We start from the raw sequence: 19,334 nt of genomic DNA, 5'->3' as shown, positions 1-19,334 counted from the left end.
AGACTAGAATTAGCCCAGATTTTAGTCAAGGAAAAAAAATGCTAAAAGTAATCAAGCATAATTTAGGAATTTATTTCATGATTTTAGCATGTTTGGATTTTGCACTTATGGGAGCTTGTGCAAAAATTCTTAGCAAGGAAATGAGTTCTATAGAAATTATGTTTTTTAGAAATATCATAGGAATTTTTTTCATAGTCTATCTTTTAAAACGATCTAAGGCACATAAAGAAGGGGGACATTTTTGGCTCTTGGTATTTCGTGGAGTAGTAGGCACGCTTTCACTATATATGTTTTTCTATAATGTTTCAAATATTACACTAGGTGGAGCTTTTGCTTTTCAAAAAACTGCTCCTATTTTTATTACTTTAATAGCTTTTGTTGTTTTTAAAGAAAATATTGGCATCAAAGGCTGGATAGGAATTTTAATAGCATTTGGTGGAGTGCTTTTAATCGCTCAACCTTGGGCTCATAATTTAAATCATTCAGGCTTTGATTTAAAAAATTCAGTTATAGGTATCACGAGTGGATTTTTAGCCGCTTTAGCTCTTACAAGTGTAAGAGAACTTAGAAAATCTTACACTACAGAACAAATTGCCTTTTCTTTTATCCTTTTAGGAACCTTAATGCCTTTAATTTCTATGATCAGTGCTGAATTTTTTGAACCACAGCATCTTGATTCTTTACATTTAGATTTCATTCTAGCACCTTTTGTGATGCCAAGTCTTACAGCTTGGCTTATCATTGCCATTATGGGAACTTTAGGCACCATTTATCAAATTCACGTCACTAAAGCTTATGGTATCGCTAAACAAGCAGGAGTAGTTGCTGGAGTTAGTTATCTTGATGTGGTATTTAGTATGATAGTTGGGATAATTTTAGGAGATAATTTACCAAGTACTATGGTTTTTTTAGGTATAATAGGCATTATTTTTGGTGGATTAATTTTAGTTAAGAACAAAGGAAAAAAATGAAAAAAATGATACTCATTGCTGGTCCTTGCGTGATAGAAAGCAAAGATTTGATTTTTAAAGTTGCTGAACAGTTAAAAAATTTTAATGAAAATCCAAATATAGAATTTTATTTCAAATCAAGTTTTGATAAGGCCAATCGCACAAGTATTAATTCTTTTCGAGGTCCTGGTCTTGAAGAAGGATTAAAAATTTTACAAAGCGTAAAAGATGAATTTGGTATGAAAATCTTAACCGATATACACGAAAGCAATCAAGCAGCAGCCGTAAGTGAAGTAGCTGATGTCTTGCAAATTCCTGCTTTTTTATGTCGTCAAACCGATTTACTTGTAGCCGCAGCAAAAACTAAGGCAAAAGTTAATATCAAAAAAGGGCAATTTTTAAACCCAAGCGATATCAAATACAGTGTTAAAAAAGTTCTACAAACCCGTGGCATAGAAGATGAAGGCTATGAAGCTGCTCAAAAAAATGGTGTTTTTGTAGCTGAAAGAGGAGCTAGCTTTGGCTATGGAAATCTAGTAGTAGATATGCGTTCTTTAGTTATCATGCGTGAATTTGCTCCAGTTATTTTTGATGCTACCCATAGTGTACAAATGCCAGGGGCTGCAGGTGGAAGTAGCGGGGGGAAAAGCGAATTTGTAGAACCTTTAGCAAGAGCGGCAGCAGCCGTAGGCATAGATGGCTTTTTCTTTGAAACACATATTAATCCTTGCGAGGCTTTATGCGATGGACCTAATATGCTTAATCTTACACGCCTTAAAAATTGCGTTAATACATTACTAGAAATACAAAATATCATAAAGGAAAACAAATGAATATTATTGAAGGAAAATTAAATTTAGACTCAAATACAAAAATTGCTATCATTAATGCAAGATTTAATCATATCATCACAGATCGCCTTGTAGAAGGAGCAAAAGATGCTTTTTTAAGACACGGAGGCAAAGAGGAAAATCTAAGCCTTATACTTGTTCCTGGTGCTTTTGAGCTTCCGTATGCATTAAAAAAAGCTATAGAAAGCAAAAAATTTGATGCAATTTGTTGCGTAGGTGCAGTAATTCGTGGCTCAACTCCGCATTTTGACTATGTTTCAGCAGAAACCACCAAAGGCATAGCCAATGTGAGTTTAAATCATAATATCCCTGTAAGCTTTGGTGTTTTAACTACAGATACAATAGAACAAGCCATAGAAAGAGCTGGAAGCAAGGCAGGTAATAAAGGCTTTGAAGCTATGACAACTGTAATCGAGATGTTAAATTTAAGCAAGGAGCTTTAATGGCAACGCGTCATCAAGTTCGCCAAAGCGTCATCTCCTTGCTTTATGCTTTTGAATTAAATTCTCAAAACAACGTTTTTGTAGATGAAATTTTAGATGAAAAAAAAATACGCAATGAACAAAAAAATTTTACCTTAAATTTATATCATGGAATTTTAGACAATTTAAACAATATTGATGAAACCTTAAATTCATTTCTAAATGATAATCAAATTACAGCTTTAGGACATGTAGAAAGAGCTATACTAAGACTTGGGGCTTATGAGTTACTTTTTACCGATACTCCTAGCGCCATTGTTATCAATGAGGCTATAGAACTTGCCAAAGAACTTGCTAATGACAATTCTCCAAAATTTATAAATGGAGTTTTAGATGCCTTGATAAAGGCTAAAAAATGAAGCTTTGTGTCGCACTTGATCTTTCTACAAAAGAAGAATGCTTGCAACTTGCTAAAGAATTAAAAAATTTAGACATATGGTTAAAAGTAGGTTTAAGAGCATATTTAAGAGATGGTTTTAAATTCATAGAAGAACTTAAAAAAGTTGATGATTTTAAAATATTTCTTGATCTTAAAATTCATGATATTCCCAACACTATGGCAGATGCTTGCGAAGAAATATCAAAACTTGGTGTTGATATGATCAATATCCACGCAAGTGCTGGAAAAATAGCTATGCAAGAAGTTATGACACGGCTTAGCAAATTTTCAAAAAGACCTTTAGTTTTAGCAGTTTCTGCTCTTACGAGTTTTGATGAAGAAAATTTCTTTAGTATTTATAGACAAAAAATCGAAGAAGCTGTAATTAATTTTTCAAAAATATCCTATGAAAATGGACTTGATGGTATGGTATGCTCTGTTTTTGAAAGTAAAATCATCAAAGAACACACTCAAAGAAATTTCCTAACTCTCACTCCAGGAATTCGTCCATTTGGAGAGAAAAATGATGATCAAAAACGCGTCGCTAATTTAACAATGGCTAGAGAAAATTTAAGCGATTTTATAGTAGTTGGACGCCCTATTTATAAAGATAATAACCCTAGAAAAATTTGCGAAAAAATTCTACAAGAAATTTAATAATCATTATCCTTGTTATGTTTTAATAATAAAAATTTTTAACAAGGAAAAATTATGATTATAACCCCTGAGAATTTATATAAAAAAAGAAGAGATTTTTTAAAACTTGGAGCAGGTGCTTTAATAAGTTCAAGCGTGCTTGCTTCTAAATTATCTGCTTTAAATTTCACAAGCGATACTAATCCAAACAAACTTGAAATCAGCGATGAAGAACTTGCTACAAATTATGTCAATTTTTATGAATTTTCAACAGATAAAAAAAAGGCTGTATCATTGGCACAAAATTTCAATACTCAAAATTGGAAAATCGATATCAGTGGAGAAATAGAAAAACCTTTAACTTTAAGCATGGAAGATATTTTAAAATTCTCACTAGAAGAAAGAATTTATCGTTTTCGCTGTGTTGAAACTTGGTCTATGGTGGTACCTTGGGTAGGCTTTGAATTGCGTCGTTTGATTGAAATGGCAAAACCTACAAGCGAGGCAAAATTTGTTAAATTCACCACTCTTTTAGATAAGAGCCAATTTCCCGATCAAGACGCTTTATTTCCAACTATAGACTATCCTTATGTAGAAGGACTTCGCATGGATGAAGCTATGCATCCTCTTACCTTGCTTGCAGTAGGAATGTATAAAAAAGCCTTAAAGCCTCAAAATGGTGCTCCAATACGCCTTGTTGTTCCTTGGAAATATGGCTTTAAAAGTATTAAATCCATAGTTAAAATAGAATTTACCAAAGAACAGCCTAAATCCACTTGGGAAAGTTACGCTCCAAGTGAATATGGTTTTTATGCTAATGTCAATCCTAATGTTTCTCATCCTAGATGGTCTCAAGCTAACGAGAGGGCTTTAGGAGACTTCTTTACCAAACCTACTTTAATGTTTAATGGCTATGAAAAAGAAGTGGCAAGTTTATATAAAAACATGGACTTGAAAGTGAATTTTTAATGCGGACAAAATACTTTAAATTTCTTGCTTATTTTAGCTTTATCATAAGTTTAATATATGGCTTTTATCATATCATAAAAGCCTTTGATTTTGTAAAAGAAGCCTATATTTACACCGGAATATTTGCTTTAATCTTTTTAAATTTAAGTCTTTTATTTTCTTTACTTAAATTTAAAAAAACAAAAAATTATCCTAAAATTTTAGGTATTTTTGCAGCTTTTTGGGCGATTTTACACTTTTTAAATTATTTTATTTTTGATAGAAATGCTCAAATTTCAAGGCTTTTCGATGATATTTCACATCGTTTATTAGAAGTAAGTGGATTTATCGCATTTTTAATCATATTTTTAATGCTTTTAAGTTCTTTTGAAATCTTTAAAAAACTTAGTAAAATCAGAAAACTAGGATATTTATGCTTAGTTTTGGCAAGTTATCATTATTTTTTAACCCCAAAAGTTCCTATGTTTTGGGAATGGAGTGCTTTAATTGTAGCTTTGTTTTATTTTATAGTTCGCTATACAAAAACATTAAAAAAGTTAAAATCCAACAATCTTACTTTTATCAAAACTTGAATTTAATTCTTTTTGTATGCTTTCTATAAAATCTTGCATTTTAAAAACCCCATCTTGTGATACAGCTACTTTCAAAGCTGTATTCTTTACTACCATTAAAATTTGTGCTCCACTTAATTCATAATTTGATAAAATATTTATATCAAAATCTTTTTCAAATAATGCTTTTTTAGGTAGAAATTTTTCCCAAATTTTAAGCCTATCTTTAAAATCAGGTTTTTTAAATTCTATCTTATAATCAAATCTTCTTGAAAATGCACTATCTAAGCTTTCTAAAAAATTTGTCGTAGCGATAATCACACCACTAAAACGCTCAATTTGCTCTAAGAATATATTTTGCATTTGATTATGCATTTTATCACTACCACTACTTCCATCTACACGCGTACTTAAAAACTGATCAGCTTCATTGAGAAGTAAAATAGGACTTTGTTTACAAGTTTGCACGATATTTTTATAAGTATCAAAAATTTTTCTTACATTTTGCTCACTCTCTCCAACCCATTTGCTCAAAATTTTAGAACAGTCAAAACTAAGAACAGATTTTTTCATTGATTTAGCCATAGCTAAAGCTGACATAGTTTTTCCAGTACCAGCAGGACCATAAAAAATAATTTTAGCTTCTATATTTTTATTACTCTTTATACCCCAAGAATGAAGTCTTTCTAGGACTTTTTTATCTTGTTGTTTTAAAATATTTTCTAAAAGCTCTTTTGTATTTTCAGGCATAATAATATCATTGATGTCAGTGCTTGGTTCTATAAGCTCGAAAATATCTTGATCTTTTAAAACACTTTCAATTTTGATTTTTTTACTTTGTTTTGGTTCAAAATTTATAATTCTTTGTAAAATTTCATCGATAATAAAAAAACTTTTAGAAATATCTCCAAAAGCATTTAAATATTCATCATACTCGATTAAGTTTAAAAGAGGAGCATTTTCTTGTAATAGTTTTTTATTTTTATGCCTTTCTAAATCATTTTCACTGATTAAAGAAAGTAAAGAATTCATTTCTCTAGAAATCGAACTTTCATTACTTAAGGCGTATTCTTCTTTTAAAAGTGCTAGAAAAATAATTTGTTCTTTATGTTCAAGATTGTATTCTTTAAAAATATCAGCCAATACATTATAAAATTTACTTTTTTTTAGTCTTTCTTTGATATGTTTTTCATAAAGTTTAATTTGATTTTTTATTTCACTATTATAAGCACTTTTTTGTATAAAACTTAATCTTTCGTATAATTGAATACGCACAAATTCATCTTTTAAATATTCTAAATAATCTGCATAAGCCTCTTGTTTCTCAAAGTTTAAACGAGGTTTTGCTTCTAAAAATTCTAAAAAATATTCACTTAGACTAAGCTCACTTTGCAATAAGGCAAGAGTTAATGTTTGAGTTTTATTATTTTCTAAACTTTTAAAAAAACTCGAATTTTGATTTACAAAACCTCTTTCGATAAGTTTTTTTAAATCCTCCAAAGCATCAAGATAAAGATACTTATCATTTCCAAAAATTGTCGATAATAAAGTAAAGGCATTGATAGAAGAAATAGAAACGACATAATTTCTACAAAGCTCTCTAAGAATCAAAGCTTCATTTTTAGCACACTTAAGCTCTTTATAAATTTGAGTATCTTCTATATTTTTCAAACTTAAAAAATTTTTTAATTTTTCCATTATTTTTTAAATTCCTTAAGCTCATCTTCATTAAATTCTACGCAAATATTTTCATCTAAAAAATGACCTTCAAAAGGTAGATAACAAATTTTTAGTTTTCCATTATTAAGCAAAAAATTATTATTAAATTGTAAATTTTGCAGATCTTCAAAACACTCATCACATGTATTTTTAAGCTTCTCATGTAAAAGATTTTGAAATTTTTGATTTTCAGTATTATACAAATCATTTAGTTTTACAAATGCGTGAGCATTAATATCATAAACAAAATTATTTAACTCTAAAATAGCACGACTCATACCATCTTCATAAAAATAATACCATTCTTCAAAACTAATTTTTCCATCTTGTAAAAAAATAGGTTTTTGGCGAATTTGCTCAAAGCTAAATACACCCTTATGAACAGGATGAAATTCTTTAAAATCATCATTAAAACCTATAAAATCAAGACTACGCTTTATACGAATGCCATCTTGCGTTTCGACAAGTTCTAAAGTAGTTGTTCCTAAATTTTCTCCTTGAAAATTTTTATTATCATACGTAAGCATTTTAGAAGAATTGATTTTATATTTTTTACGCTCATCCTGCCAAAAATCATTTGTCTTAACGAGCGGAATCTCTAAATTTCCATTTATATCATCAACAATTAAAAAACTAGAACTTGTTTGATTTTTATCCCTGTCAAAAAGTGGGGTCATAGGTGCATTATCATAAACTATGGCAAAAATTTCTTTATCCTGCAAATGATAAAAATACAATTCACCTTTATAAACTTGCGCTAAAGCTAGATTTACAAAGCAAAATACCAGTAAAAAAAATTTCAAACTCTATCCTTCAATTTTGAATATGCGTTAAGATAATTTTAGTATGTGAAATTTTATCAAAAAAACTTACTTTATTATCACAAACTTGATAAAAAATTTCATAATTTTTTGCTTTTAAATTTTGCTCAAAACCACAATCAGTTTTTTCTAAATTTTTACCCTGCCATAAAGCATTTGCCTTTAAAATATCACTTAAAATATCATCATAATATACATTTTTAAAAAATTTTTGATTAAACACTTTTTTATCATAACACACTGCATTGATACAAATTTTATCTTTGATTTTGAGTTCAAAAAAAGCTTGCCCTAGTTTATAAACTTCCAAATTTAAAGCATTATTTTCTTTTTTTAAAAAAGCTGCGTCATTGATTTTTATCATAGGAGAAGCAATCAAAACCATCAAGCTTTGACTTGAAAAATTTTGATTTTTCACACTACAAGCACAAAGAAAAAAAATAAAACACAGAGCTAAACAATGCTTCAAATTTGACCTTATTTAAGATTTTTAAAACTGATATTTAACTCTAAATCAAGCTCTTTTACAAGCTTCATTACAGCTTGTAAATCATCAATTTGTTTTGCTACAACACGAATTTCTTCACCACGAATCGAAGAATTAACTTTAAGTTTGCTATCTTTGATAGCTTTATTGATTTTTTTGGCATTTTCACTATCAATAGCATCGTTTGCTTTCAAATTTAAACGAAACATTGCTCCACTTTCACGAGAAAGCTCTTTAATAGCATTAGGATTAATTCCTCTTTTGATAAGTTTAGAAATCACTATATCTTTTAAAACATCAAGCTTTCCTTCACTAGAAGAACTGAGTTTAAAAATACTCTCTTTTTCGCTTAAATCAATCTCACACTTAATTCCTTTTAAGTCATAACGACTATCAAGTTCTTTTTTAGCTTGTTCAAAAGCATTTTTTAACTCTTGTTTATCCAAAGCTGCTGAAATATCAAAACTATGTTCACTTGCCATTTTCTATCCATTCTTTTAAATTATTATAAACTATATCCATTAAAGCATTTAAAGCCTCCTTGCTCGCCCACGCAACATGAGGAGTGATAATAAGATTTTCTTTATTTTTAATGCTTAAAAGTGGATGATTTTTCATCATAGGTTCAATTTCTAAAACATCAAGCCCTACACGAATATTTTTTTCATCTATGATTTTAGCTAAATCATTTTCATTGACAATCCCACCTCTTCCTACATTAATCAAAATCGCATTATCTTTTAAATGCTTTAATTCTTCAAAGGCGAGTAAATTTTTGGTTTTTTCATTTAAAGGTGCGTGGATACTTATAATATCGCAAGTTTTTAATAAATCTTTTAATTCCAAATGTACAAAATCTGCGTTTTTATTAGCTCCACTCGTAGAATAATAATAAATTTCGGCTCCAAAAGCCTTTGAAATTTTTGCCACTTCTTTACCTATGCTTCCTAAACCTATAATACCATGTTTTTTACCACTTAAGGTGTTTAAAATTCTACTATAATCTGTAAAAATAGGACTTTCACACCATTTACCCTCTTTGCTCCATTTGTCATAATAAGGTATTTGATTTAAAAAAGCAAACATAAACGCAAAAGTATGTTGCACCACACTCATAGTAGAATACCCAGCAGCATTTTTTACAATAATACCTTTTTCTTTAGCATACTCAATATCGATATTATTAATCCCTGTTGCAGTTTCTAAAATGAGTTTTAAATTTTTACAAGCATCAATCACATCTTTATCAATTACAACCTTGTTTGTCATGGCGACATTAGCATCTTTTAAACGCTCTATGGTTTGCTCTTTATTTGTTGTAGTATAAATTTGCAAAGAACCAAATTTTTCAAAAATACTTAAATCATAATCCCCTAAAGTTGCCGCATCTAAACAAACAATTTTCATTTCTAATCCTTTATAATATGTCCTACAAATTTAGAATAATTATCAAGCACAAGTCCTCCTTTTCTAAATCCTAAGCCACACCCTTCATAAGCAAAGAAAACACCTGCTTGATAGTATTCGTTTTCACATGAATTAAACTCTACATATTCTTGATAAATAACCTTATTATTCCCATAAGGACCTACATTCTCATGTAAAGTTTTTCCATCTTTAATTATACTGATATTTGCGCCTTCTCTACCAAAAACAGGTTTTTTAACATAGTTTTTACCTTCCAAAGGAGTATCTTTTGTTTCTAAAAGTAATGGATGATTTGGATAAAGTTCCCATAGAATTTTTAAAATTCCCTTAGATTGAAATAAAAGCGTATAAGCAGGATTTAAAATAATTGCTCTTTGATTACGCATAATTTGAGTTAAAAGCATGGCAAGTTCACCCTCTTCTATGGCTATATCTTCCCAAGGAATAAGCTTAAACCAATACTCATAATTTTCACCCTCTTTAAAAACACCCTCTTCACTAAATTCCACCTCATCTACAAAGGAAAAATTAGTTTGAAAACCTGCTTCATTGGCTATATGAGAAAGCAATTTTGTAGTGATTTCTTCTTCTTTACTTCCTGCAACACTTGAAAAAAGAATTTTCCATCCTTGATAATGCTCTTCAAACCCTTCAACACTTTCATCAAGGGTAATAAGTCTTTTAAAATTATCCATCAAACTTTCATAAATGCTGTTAAATTGTGCACTTTCATCCATTCCATTTTGTTTTAAAAGCGCCCATTGTAAAATCGCACTTTCAAAAAGAGCAGTAGGGGTATCAGCATTAAATTCTATAAGTTTTATAGGCTTGTCATCAAGTCCACCCGCTAAATCAAAACGCCCATATAAATGCCAATGCACTTCATTTTCCCAACTCATCTTAATCGCATCAATAAGATTAAAAGGAATTCCAAGCTCATCAAAACGATCATTATCAATCACTTCTTGCGCTGCAGCAATAAACATATCATAAAGTTCATTTACTGCTTCATAATAAGCATTAGCTTCGCTTTCTTTAACACAAACTAACTTATTGCTAATATAATCACTTCCATCTTCATCTGTATGCCAAGAAAAACCTATATTTTCTAAATAATCTTTTTGAAGTTTATCTACTTGTAGTAATTGCATTATTTATCCTTAAGAGCCAAAAGAGGAACTAGAACTTGCAGCTTTAGAGCCTCCACCAAAAAAACCTGATTTTTTAGCACTTGAAGTAGAACTTGTTGTGCCTGCTTTATTAAAACTATTGACACTTCTTTGATAAGCACTTTGATTTGAAAAAGCACCGCGTTGTTGATTAGCAAAATTTTGATTATTGAAAAGTTTTGAACCTATCCAACTTCCCAAAATAGCACCTGCAGCACTTGCGAGTAAAGTTTCTCCTAAACTCAATCCCCCACTACTGATTTGCCCATTATCTTTAGTTAAATTTGAAGTTCCATTGTCAATTTTAGCTGCTTCTTCTTTAATCAAAGCATCCATTTCTTCTTTGGATAAAATTCTTTCTGTACCATTAAGATCTTTTAAAACTACCCTTGTTTCATCACTTGGATATTGATCTTTGATTTTATACTGCCCTGGAGCTGTTTCTTCGATAATTACAAAAGCTCCTTGAGCATTAGCTGCTTGATTTAAAGTATCTGCATTGTCATTATTACTTCCACAACCTGCTAAAGCACCTCCAGCAACAGCTGCTAAACCACCTATCATACCAATTTGAATGATTTTTTTGATTTTTTTCATAGAGTTTATCCTAAAAACAGAAAATTTAAATTTAGAAATTTTAACAAAAAATAATAAATACTTTTTAATTTAATACCAAATGAAGTTCGTAGATATAAAAAAAGCCCTTTCGGGCTTTTGGGTTAGAGTCTTGACTCGTAGCGTCTAAGCATATAAAGTCTTTTAAGCATTTTTTTGCGTGCTGAAATTTTTTGTTTTTTGCGAATTTCAGTCATAGGCTCGAAAAATCTTCTTGCTCTTACTTCAGTTACAACTAGATTTCTATCTACTTGTTTTTTGAATTTACGATACGCTTCATCAAAAGACTCGTTAGGATGCACCTTGATTCCTGGCACAGTCCTCACCACCTTTCTGTGTAAATTTTTGTTGTGAAATATAATTATAAAACACTTCTTATTAATTCTAACTTAGAAAGCATTTAAAAATTGTTTTAGTTTTTATCGGTTATAATCCTTAATTACAAAGTGCTAAAAAATTATAATTAAGGTCTAAAAATGCAAGGACACATTACAAACTATACAAAAAAACGATATTTTGTATATTTAATTGCAAGTATTATCATATTTGCCCTACCTTTCATAAGAATTAATGAGAATCATTTTTTTCTTTTAAGTTTTGATCATTCTAAATTAAACCTATTTTTTATTTCTTTTTCAACACAAGAATTTTATCTCATGCCTTTTGTTCTTATATTTCTTTTTTTATTTATTTTTTTTATTACAACTTTAGGTGGAAGAATTTGGTGTGCTTGGAGTTGTCCACAAACGATTTTTAGAGTTATATATAGAGATATCATACAAACTAAATTTCTTAAAATTCGCAAAAATATCAATAACAAACAAAAAGAATATGGGGGGCAATATTTTAAAAAATTTCTTGGAGTAATAATTTTTTATTTTATATCTTTAGTTGCTGTTAGTAATTTACTTTGGTACTTTATTCCTCCTGAAGATTTTTTCAATTATATTCAAAATCCTGGCGAGCATCTACTTTTACTTGGAATTTTATTTTGTGCTAGCTTACTTTTTACTTTGGATATTACCTATTTACAAGAAAAATTTTGTGTTTATGTCTGTCCTTATGCAAGAATACAATCTGTAATGTTCGATCATGATACAATGCAAGTGATCTACGATGAAAAACGCGGGGGCTTGATCTATGATGGACACACCAAACTTCATAAAAAACCGCCTGAGGGAGAATGCATAGGTTGTGAAGCCTGTGTTAGCATCTGTCCAACTCATATTGACATACGCAAAGGAATGCAACTTGAATGTATTAATTGTCTTGAATGTGCCGATGCTTGCTCTAAGGTACAAAGCAAATTTAATCGTCCAAGTTTGATCAATTGGACAAGTGCAAAAGCTATTGAAACGCGTTCTAAGGTTCATTATTTAAGATTTAGAACGATAGCATATTTTATAGTTCTTTTAATTGCTTTATTGGCTTTAATCATCATGGGAAGCAAAAAAGAAAGCATGCTTTTAAATATCAATCGTAGTAGTGAATTATATAATATTTCAAATGTTAAAGGTGAATTAGTCATTTCAAATGCTTATACCTTTTTGTTTCAAAATACAGATTCTAAACCTCATGAATATTATTTTACAGCAAATTTAGAAGGAATAAATGATGGAATTGAAATCATAAGACCAAACAAACCTTTTAAATTAAAAGCAGGAGAACAAGTCAAAAAAATAGTTGTTATCAGGGCTACAAAAAATTTAGCAAATAATGATAAAAAAGATGTAATCTTTCCTTTACATATAAAAGCTTACGCAAAGGATAATGAAAAAATTTCGGTTTTTAGAAAAAGTATATTTGTATACCCTAAAAGCACTCTTATAAAGGATAAAAATGAACTCAAATAGAACACCATCACAAAAAGTTTTAGCCAGACAAGAAAAAATCAAAGCAGTGGCCTTAGAGCTTTTTTTAACAAAAGGATACCAAGAAACAAGTTTGAGTGATATTATTAAATTATCCGGAGGATCTTATTCTAATATTTATGATGGTTTTAAAAGTAAAGAAGGGCTATTCTTTGAAATTTTAGATGACATATGTAAAAAACACTTTCATCTTATTTATTCCAAAACACAAGAAATTGAAAATGGCACTTTAAAAGAAATTTTAACTTCTTTTGGTTTAGCTTTTATAGAAATTTTCAATCAACCAGAAGCTGTAGCTTTTGGTAAAATTATCTATTCTCAAGTTTATGACAAAGATAGACATCTTGCCAATTGGATAGAAAATAATCAACAAAATTTTTCCTATAACATACTTATGGATTTTTTCAAGCAACAAAATAATTCTTATATGAAAAAAAATGCAGAAAAACTTGCTGTTCTTTTTTGTACTATGTTAAAAGAACCTTATCATCATCTTAATGTTTTAATTAATGCTCCTTTGAAAAATAAAAAAGAACAAAAAGAACATGTTGAATTTGTTGTAAACGTTTTTCTAAATGGGATCAATGGCTCCAAAGCTTAAAAATAATTTTATTAACCAAAATTAAGATATAATTAGCCAAAAATTTTTGTAATAAATATTACAATTTTTAATTTAATTTTTCAAGGCAAAACCATGAAATTATTTCAAAAAAATACTATTTTAGCTTTAGGTGTTGTGCTTTTACTCACTGCTTGTAGCAAAGAAGAAGCACCAAAAATACAAATGCCGCCTCAACCTGTAACAACCATGAGTGCTAAATCTGAAGATTTACCACTTAGTTTTACTTACCCTGCTAAACTTGTCAGCGATTATGATGTCATTATAAAACCTCAAGTTAGTGGCGTAATAGTAAATAAACTTTTTAAAGCTGGGGATAAGGTAAAAAAAGGACAAACATTATTTATTATAGAGCAAGATAAATTTAAAGCTAGTGTTGATTCGGCTTACGGACAAGCTTTAATGGCTAGAGCAACTTTTGAAAATGCAAGCAAGGATTTTAATCGTTCTAAAGCTCTTTTTAGTAAAAATGCAATCTCTCAAAAGGAATACGACTCTTCTCTTGCTACATTTAACAATTCAAAAGCTAGTCTAGCAAGTGCTAGAGCACAACTTGCAAATGCAAGAATTGATCTAGATCATACCGAAATAAAAGCTCCTTTTGATGGTACTGTAGGAGATGCTTTAGTTAATATAGGAGATTATGTAAGTGCCTCAACAACTGAACTAGTTAGAGTTACAAATTTAAATCCTATTTACGCAGATTTCTTTATTTCAGATACAGATAAGCTAAATTTAGTCCGCAATACTCAAAGTGGAAAATGGGACTTAGACAGCATTCATGCAAATTTAAATCTTAATGGAGAAACCATTCAAGGCAAACTTTATTTTATTGATTCGGTTATAGATGCTAATAGTGGAACAGTAAAAGCCAAAGCCGTATTTGATAACAACAACTCAACACTTTTACCAGGTGCTTTTGCAACAATTACTTCAGAAGGTTTTATACAAAAAAATGGCTTTAAAGTGCCTCAAATAGCTGTTAAACAAGATCAAAATGATGTTTATGTTCTTCTTGTTAAAAATGGAAAAGTAGAAAAATCTTCTGTACATATAAGCTACCAAAACAATGAATACGCCATTATTGACAAAGGATTGCAAAATGGCGATAAAATCATTTTAGATAACTTTAAAAAAATTCAAGTTGGTAGTGAAGTTAAAGAAATTGGAGCACAATAATGTTTTCTAAATTTTTTATCGAAAGACCTGTTTTTGCTTCAGTTGTTGCAATTATCATTTCTTTAGCTGGAGTCATAAGTCTTACAAATTTACCTATAGAACAATATCCTTCTTTAACTCCTCCTACAGTTAAAGTAAGTGCAACTTACACAGGAGCTGATGCACAAACCATTGCTTCAACAGTTGCAAGTCCTATCGAAGATGCAATCAATGGCGCGGATAATATGATTTACATGGATTCAACTTCAAGTTCTTCAGGAACTATGAGTTTGACTGTCTATTTTGATATCGGTACAGATCCTGATCAAGCCACCATAGATGTTAATAATAGAATTTCAGCCGCAACTGCAAAAATGCCAGATGCAGTTAAAAAACTTGGAGTAACAGTTAGAAAAACTTCCTCAACAACACTTGCTGCAATTTCTATGTATTCAAGTGATGGTTCAATGAGTGCAGTAGATGTATATAACTATATCACTTTAAATGTGTTAGATGAGTTAAAAAGGGTTCCAGGAGTTGGAGATGCAAATGCTATAGGAAATCGTAATTATTCTTTAAGAATTTGGCTCAAGCCTGATTTATTAAATAAATTTGGAATCACAGCTACTGATGTAATTTCTGCGGTTAATGACCAAAATGCCCAATACGCAACTGGTAAAATTGGCGAAGAACCTGTAACTCAAAAATCCCCTTATGTTTATTCAATCACTATGCAAGGAAGATTGCAAAATCCTAGTGAATTTGAAAACATTATTTTAAGAACAAATGATGATGGATCATTTTTAAGACTTAAAGATGTAGCTGATGTGGAAATAGGATCACAACAATACAGCTCACAAGGACGATTAAATGGCAATGATGCAGTTCCGATTATGATCAATCTTCAATCAGGGGCAAACGCATTGCATACAGCAGAACTTGTTCAAGCTAAAATGCAAGAACTTTCAAAAAATTTCCCAAAAGGTTTAACATATAAAATTCCTTACGATACAACAAAATTTGTAATAGAATCAATCAAAGAAGTTGTTAAAACTTTTGTTGAAGCTTTAATTTTAGTTATTATTGTTATGTATATGTTCTTAAAAAATTTCCGTGCAACCCTTATTCCTATGATAGCTGTACCTGTTTCATTGTTAGGAACTTTTGCTGGACTTTATGTTTTAGGTTTTAGTATTAACCTACTTACGCTTTTTGCTTTGGTTTTAGCCATAGGGATCGTTGTAGATGATGCGATCATAGTTGTAGAAAATATCGATAGGATTTTACATGAAAATGAACAAATAAGCGTAAAAGATGCTGCCATTCAAGCGATGCAAGAAGTTAGCTCTCCGGTTATTTCAATTGTTCTTGTGCTTTGTGCTGTTTTTGTACCAGTTTCTTTTATATCAGGTTTTGTTGGAGAAATTCAAAGACAATTTGCTCTTACCTTAGCTATATCTGTAACTATATCAGGTTTTGTTGCTCTTACCTTAACACCTTCTTTATGCGCACTCTTTTTGCGACGTAATGAAGGAGAACCATTTAAATTTGTAAAGAAATTTAATGATTTTTTTGATTGGAGCACCTCTGTATTTAGCGCAGGAGTAGCATATATTCTAAAAAGAACCATTCGTTTTGTTTTAATTTTTTGTATTATGCTTGGAGCGATTTTTTATCTTAATAAAGCTGTGCCAAATTCTTTAGTTCCCGAAGAAGATCAAGGTTTGATGATTAGTATTATCAACCTTCCTTCAGCTTCAGCACTCCATAGAACAATTTCAGAAGTTGATCACATAAGCCAAGAAGTTTTAAAAACTAATGGAGTTAAAGATGCAATGGCTATGATAGGATTTGATCTTTTTACAAGTTCACTCAAAGAAAATGCCGCTGCAATGTTTATAGGTTTGCAAGACTGGAAAGATAGAAATGTAAGTGCTGATCAAATTATAGCCGAACTTAATAAAAAATTTGCTTTTGATCGCAATGCTTCAAGTGTATTTATAGGCTTACCTCCTATACCTGGATTGAGTATCACAGGCGGTTTTGAAATGTATGTTCAAAACAAAAGCGGAAAAAGCTATGATGAAATACAAAAAGATGTAAATAAACTTGTTGCTGCGGCCAACCAAAGAAAAGAACTATCAAGAGTAAGAACAACACTTGATACAACTTTCCCTCAATACAAGCTTATAATTGATAGAGATAAATTAAAACACTACAATCTTAACATGCAAGATGTTTTTAACACGATGAATGCAACTATAGGCACTTATTATGTTAATGATTTTTCTATGCTAGGTAAAAACTTCCAAGTAAATATCCGCGCAAAAGGTGATTTTAGAAATACACAAGATGCATTAAAAAATATTTTTGTAAGATCAAATGATGGAAAAATGATACCACTTGATTCTTTCTTAACTTTACAAAGAAGTTCAGGGCCTGATGATGTAAAACGATTCAACCTTTTCCCAGCGGCACAAGTTCAAGGTCAACCCGCACCAGGTTATACTTCAGGTCAAGCTATAGAAGCGATTGCTCAAGTAGCAAAAGAAACTTTAGGGGATGATTATTCCATAGCTTGGAGTGGATCAGCTTATCAAGAAGTTTCTAGCAAAGGAACAGCAAGCTATGCTTTTGCTTTAGGTATGATATTTGTCTTTTTAATTCTAGCTGCCCAATATGAAAGATGGCTTATACCTTTAGCAGTTGTAACAGCTGTACCTTTTGCGGTATTTGGATCATTTTTATTGGTATATTTAAGGGGATTTAGCAATGACATATATTTTCAAACAGGACTTTTGCTCTTGATTGGACTTTCAGCTAAAAATGCTATCTTAATAGTAGAATTTGCAATGGAAGAGCGCTTTAAAAAAGGCAAAGGAGTTTTTGAAGCAGCTGTTGCAGCAGCAAAACTTCGTTTTCGTCCTATCATAATGACTTCTTTGGCATTTACTTTTGGGGTCTTGCCAATGATTTTCGCAACAGGAGCAGGAAGTGCTTCAAGACACTCTTTAGGAACAGGGCTTATTGGTGGAATGATCGCAGCATCAACTTTAGCGATATTCTTTGTGCCTTTATTTTTCTATCTTTTAGAAAATTTTAATGAATGGCTAGATAAAAAAAGAGGTAAGGTTCATGAATAAAATAATTTCAATTAGTGCTATAGCAAGTTTTACTCTTTTGATTTCAGCTTGCTCTTTAAGTCCAAATTTAAATATTCCCGAAGCAAACTATAGCATTGATAATAAGCTTGGAGCCTTATCTTGGGAAAAAGAAAACAATAGCTCTATCACAAAAAATTGGTGGAAAGACTTTGATGATGAAAATTTAAATAAAGTGGTTGATTTAGCACTTAAAAATAATAATGATTTAAAACTTGCCTTCATACACATGGAACAAGCTGCTGCTCAATTAGGTATAGATTTTAGCAGTTTGTTGCCAAAATTTGATGGTAGCGCAAGCGGTAGTCGTGCAAAAACAGCTATAAATGCTCCAAGCAATCGAACCGGGGAAGTAAGTTACGGTAATGATTTTAAAATGGGGCTTAATTTAAGCTATGAAATCGATCTTTGGGGAAAATATCGCGATACATATCGCGCCTCAAAATCAAGCTTTAAAGCAAGTGAGTATGATTATGAAGCTGCAAGACTTTCTGTTATTTCAAATACAGTTCAAGCTTATTTTAATCTTGTAAATGCTTATGAAAATGAAAATGCTCTTAAAGAAGCCTATGAATCTGCAAAAGAAATTTATAGGATCAATGATGAAAAATTTCAAGTTGGCGCTGTAGGTGAATATGAACTTGCTCAAGCAAGAGCCAACTTAGAAAGTATGGCTTTACAATATAATGAAGCAAAATTAAATAAAGAAAATTACCTTAAAGCTTTAAAAATTTTAACTTCAAATGATTTAAATGACATACTTTACAAAAATCAAAGCTATCAAGTTTTTAATCTTAAAGAATTTGACATTCCAACTGGAATTTCAAGCACCATCTTGCTTCAACGTCCAGATATTGGCTCTTCTTTAGAAAAATTAACTCAGCAAAATTATCTTGTTGGAGTAGCTCGCACGGCTTTCTTACCTAGCCTTTCTTTAACAGGATTATTGGGATTTGAAAGTGGGGATTTAGATACCTTGGTTAAAGGAGGTTCTAAGACTTGGAATATAGGTGGAAACTTTACTCTGCCTATTTTTCATTGGGGTGAAATTTACCAAAATGTAAATTTAGCTAAACTTAATAAAGATGAAGCTTTTGTAAATTATCAAAATACTTTGATTACTGCTTTTGGAGAAATTCGCTATGCTTTAGTAGCTAGAAAAACTATACGCTTACAATACGATAATGCACAAGCAAGCGAACAATCTTATAAAAGAATCTATGAAATTGCTAAAGAACGCTATGATATAGGAGAAATGTCTTTGCAAGATTATTTAGAGGCACGTCAAAATTGGCTTAATGCTGCGGTTGCTTTTAATAATACTAAATATTCTTATGCCAATTCCATAGTAGATGTAATCAAAGCATTTGGTGGAGGATTTGAGCAAAGTGAAGATACGAGTAAAAATATAAAAGAAGAATCAAAAAATTTAGATATGTCTTTTAGAGAATAGTTTGTTCTATTCTCT

19 protein-coding genes and 1 pseudogene are annotated in these 19,334 nt (G+C 30.5%); 12 read left to right on the top strand and 8 right to left on the bottom strand.

The genetic code is table 11. The annotated features are described in order from the left end of the window. The first annotated feature begins 38 nt into the window (after nucleotides 1–38). The 7 genes and pseudogenes from SR63_RS02900 to SR63_RS02870 all read left to right on the top strand — a co-directional run bounded on the left by SR63_RS02900 (nucleotide 39) and on the right by SR63_RS02870 (nucleotide 4,839). On the top strand, nucleotides 39–971 hold the full coding sequence (locus SR63_RS02900; protein WP_002877515.1) for a DMT family transporter: 933 nt from the start codon (nucleotides 39–41) through the stop codon (nucleotides 969–971). Beyond that, nucleotides 968–1,783 (top strand): 3-deoxy-8-phosphooctulonate synthase, encoded by an 816-nt coding sequence (gene kdsA, locus SR63_RS02895; protein WP_002877513.1) that lies wholly within the window; start codon nucleotides 968–970, stop codon nucleotides 1,781–1,783. Before SR63_RS02900 ends, kdsA begins: the two co-directional genes overlap by 4 nt. After that, a complete protein-coding gene (ribE, locus tag SR63_RS02890) occupies nucleotides 1,780–2,244 on the top strand; it encodes a 6,7-dimethyl-8-ribityllumazine synthase (protein WP_002854278.1) in 465 nt (154 codons plus the stop codon). Before kdsA ends, ribE begins: the two co-directional genes overlap by 4 nt. Beyond that, complete coding sequence (gene nusB / locus SR63_RS02885; RefSeq protein ID WP_002854405.1) at nucleotides 2,244–2,642, top strand: transcription antitermination factor NusB; 399 nt, start codon at nucleotides 2,244–2,246, stop codon at nucleotides 2,640–2,642. Before ribE ends, nusB begins: the two co-directional genes overlap by 1 nt. Continuing rightward, a pseudogene (pyrF, locus tag SR63_RS02880) lies at nucleotides 2,639–3,316 on the top strand (orotidine-5'-phosphate decarboxylase); the annotation flags it as partial. The gene nusB and the pseudogene pyrF, both read left to right, overlap by 4 nt. Nucleotides 3,317–3,373: 57 nt before the next feature. Then, nucleotides 3,374–4,267, top strand: coding sequence for a protein-methionine-sulfoxide reductase catalytic subunit MsrP (gene msrP / locus SR63_RS02875; RefSeq protein WP_002877511.1), 894 nt, complete (start codon nucleotides 3,374–3,376; stop codon nucleotides 4,265–4,267). Next, nucleotides 4,267–4,839, top strand: a complete 573-nt coding sequence (locus SR63_RS02870) for a sulfite oxidase heme-binding subunit YedZ (protein WP_063674914.1) — start codon at nucleotides 4,267–4,269, stop codon at nucleotides 4,837–4,839. The genes msrP and SR63_RS02870 overlap by 1 nt, the downstream gene beginning before the upstream one ends. Here the strand turns inward: SR63_RS02870 and SR63_RS02865 are convergent. The 8 genes from SR63_RS02865 to rpsU all read right to left on the bottom strand — a co-directional run bounded on the left by SR63_RS02865 (nucleotide 4,804) and on the right by rpsU (nucleotide 11,374). Beyond that, nucleotides 4,804–6,516: an AAA family ATPase gene (locus SR63_RS02865; RefSeq protein WP_002861139.1), complete on the bottom strand. Its 1,713-nt coding sequence runs from the start codon at nucleotides 6,514–6,516 to the stop codon at nucleotides 4,804–4,806. The genes SR63_RS02870 and SR63_RS02865 overlap by 36 nt on opposite strands. Then, nucleotides 6,516–7,340: a hypothetical protein gene (locus SR63_RS02860; protein ID WP_002877506.1), complete on the bottom strand. Its 825-nt coding sequence runs from the start codon at nucleotides 7,338–7,340 to the stop codon at nucleotides 6,516–6,518. The genes SR63_RS02865 and SR63_RS02860 overlap by 1 nt, the downstream gene beginning before the upstream one ends. Nucleotides 7,341–7,350: 10 nt before the next feature. After that, complete coding sequence (locus tag SR63_RS02855) at nucleotides 7,351–7,827, bottom strand: hypothetical protein (protein ID WP_002854442.1); 477 nt, start codon at nucleotides 7,825–7,827, stop codon at nucleotides 7,351–7,353. 8 nt (nucleotides 7,828–7,835) lie between these two features. Then, a complete protein-coding gene (locus SR63_RS02850; protein WP_002854188.1) occupies nucleotides 7,836–8,327 on the bottom strand; it encodes a YajQ family cyclic di-GMP-binding protein in 492 nt (163 codons plus the stop codon). After that, the gene (locus tag SR63_RS02845; protein WP_002866628.1) at nucleotides 8,317–9,252 is read right to left on the bottom strand and encodes a D-2-hydroxyacid dehydrogenase; all 936 of its coding nucleotides are present in this window, start codon (nucleotides 9,250–9,252) and stop codon (nucleotides 8,317–8,319) included. The genes SR63_RS02850 and SR63_RS02845 overlap by 11 nt, the downstream gene beginning before the upstream one ends. A 2-nt stretch (nucleotides 9,253–9,254) precedes the next feature. Then, on the bottom strand, nucleotides 9,255–10,424 hold the full coding sequence (locus SR63_RS02840; protein WP_147498352.1) for a glutathionylspermidine synthase family protein: 1,170 nt from the start codon (nucleotides 10,422–10,424) through the stop codon (nucleotides 9,255–9,257). Between the two features lie 9 nt (nucleotides 10,425–10,433). Continuing rightward, nucleotides 10,434–11,039 (bottom strand): UPF0323 family lipoprotein, encoded by a 606-nt coding sequence (locus SR63_RS02835; RefSeq protein WP_002866630.1) that lies wholly within the window; start codon nucleotides 11,037–11,039, stop codon nucleotides 10,434–10,436. Between the two features lie 122 nt (nucleotides 11,040–11,161). Beyond that, nucleotides 11,162–11,374 carry a 30S ribosomal protein S21 gene (gene rpsU / locus SR63_RS02825; protein WP_002780697.1) on the bottom strand — a complete coding sequence of 71 codons (213 nt, stop codon included), beginning with the start codon at nucleotides 11,372–11,374 and terminating at the stop codon, nucleotides 11,162–11,164. A 159-nt stretch (nucleotides 11,375–11,533) separates the two neighbouring features. On the opposite strand from rpsU, the gene ccoG reads away from it, so the two are divergent. The 5 genes from ccoG to cmeC all read left to right on the top strand — a co-directional run bounded on the left by ccoG (nucleotide 11,534) and on the right by cmeC (nucleotide 19,319). After that, complete coding sequence (gene ccoG / locus SR63_RS02820) at nucleotides 11,534–12,910, top strand: cytochrome c oxidase accessory protein CcoG (protein ID WP_002866631.1); 1,377 nt, start codon at nucleotides 11,534–11,536, stop codon at nucleotides 12,908–12,910. Then, on the top strand, nucleotides 12,897–13,529 hold the full coding sequence (cmeR, locus tag SR63_RS02815) for a multidrug efflux system transcriptional regulator CmeR (protein WP_002866632.1): 633 nt from the start codon (nucleotides 12,897–12,899) through the stop codon (nucleotides 13,527–13,529). The genes ccoG and cmeR overlap by 14 nt, the downstream gene beginning before the upstream one ends. A gap of 93 nt (nucleotides 13,530–13,622) precedes the next feature. Beyond that, complete coding sequence (gene cmeA / locus SR63_RS02810; protein ID WP_002866633.1) at nucleotides 13,623–14,726, top strand: multidrug efflux RND transporter periplasmic adaptor subunit CmeA; 1,104 nt, start codon at nucleotides 13,623–13,625, stop codon at nucleotides 14,724–14,726. Continuing rightward, nucleotides 14,726–17,848: a multidrug efflux RND transporter permease subunit CmeB gene (gene cmeB, locus SR63_RS02805; protein WP_002866634.1), complete on the top strand. Its 3,123-nt coding sequence runs from the start codon at nucleotides 14,726–14,728 to the stop codon at nucleotides 17,846–17,848. Before cmeA ends, cmeB begins: the two co-directional genes overlap by 1 nt. Continuing rightward, the gene (gene cmeC, locus SR63_RS02800; protein WP_147498351.1) at nucleotides 17,841–19,319 is read left to right on the top strand and encodes a multidrug efflux transporter outer membrane subunit CmeC; all 1,479 of its coding nucleotides are present in this window, start codon (nucleotides 17,841–17,843) and stop codon (nucleotides 19,317–19,319) included. The genes cmeB and cmeC overlap by 8 nt, the downstream gene beginning before the upstream one ends. Nucleotides 19,320–19,334 lie beyond the last annotated feature (15 nt).

The sequence above is a fragment of the Campylobacter sp. 2014D-0259 genome (genome assembly GCF_008000505.1).
Lineage (GTDB): Bacteria > Campylobacterota > Campylobacteria > Campylobacterales > Campylobacteraceae > Campylobacter_D > Campylobacter_D jejuni.
This window is presented reverse-complemented; position numbering and strand designations above follow the sequence as displayed.

Excerpts from the sequence above, each read along its gene's own strand:
- cmeC (WP_147498351.1), top strand. The coding sequence starts at position 17,841 with ATGAATAAAATAATTTCAATTAGTGCTATAGCAAGTTTTACTCTTTTG.
- ribE (WP_002854278.1), top strand. The coding sequence starts at position 1,780 with ATGAATATTATTGAAGGAAAATTAAATTTAGACTCAAATACAAAAATT.
- SR63_RS02835 (WP_002866630.1), bottom strand. The coding sequence starts at position 11,039 with ATGAAAAAAATCAAAAAAATCATTCAAATTGGTATGATAGGTGGTTTA.
- SR63_RS02865 (WP_002861139.1), bottom strand. The coding sequence starts at position 6,516 with ATGGAAAAATTAAAAAATTTTTTAAGTTTGAAAAATATAGAAGATACT.
- cmeB (WP_002866634.1), top strand. The coding sequence starts at position 14,726 with ATGTTTTCTAAATTTTTTATCGAAAGACCTGTTTTTGCTTCAGTTGTT.
- SR63_RS02900 (WP_002877515.1), top strand. The coding sequence starts at position 39 with ATGCTAAAAGTAATCAAGCATAATTTAGGAATTTATTTCATGATTTTA.
- SR63_RS02870 (WP_063674914.1), top strand. The coding sequence starts at position 4,267 with ATGCGGACAAAATACTTTAAATTTCTTGCTTATTTTAGCTTTATCATA.
- SR63_RS02840 (WP_147498352.1), bottom strand. The coding sequence starts at position 10,424 with ATGCAATTACTACAAGTAGATAAACTTCAAAAAGATTATTTAGAAAAT.
- cmeA (WP_002866633.1), top strand. The coding sequence starts at position 13,623 with ATGAAATTATTTCAAAAAAATACTATTTTAGCTTTAGGTGTTGTGCTT.
- cmeR (WP_002866632.1), top strand. The coding sequence starts at position 12,897 with ATGAACTCAAATAGAACACCATCACAAAAAGTTTTAGCCAGACAAGAA.
- SR63_RS02850 (WP_002854188.1), bottom strand. The coding sequence starts at position 8,327 with ATGGCAAGTGAACATAGTTTTGATATTTCAGCAGCTTTGGATAAACAA.
- ccoG (WP_002866631.1), top strand. The coding sequence starts at position 11,534 with ATGCAAGGACACATTACAAACTATACAAAAAAACGATATTTTGTATAT.
- nusB (WP_002854405.1), top strand. The coding sequence starts at position 2,244 with ATGGCAACGCGTCATCAAGTTCGCCAAAGCGTCATCTCCTTGCTTTAT.
- kdsA (WP_002877513.1), top strand. The coding sequence starts at position 968 with ATGAAAAAAATGATACTCATTGCTGGTCCTTGCGTGATAGAAAGCAAA.
- msrP (WP_002877511.1), top strand. The coding sequence starts at position 3,374 with ATGATTATAACCCCTGAGAATTTATATAAAAAAAGAAGAGATTTTTTA.
- SR63_RS02845 (WP_002866628.1), bottom strand. The coding sequence starts at position 9,252 with ATGAAAATTGTTTGTTTAGATGCGGCAACTTTAGGGGATTATGATTTA.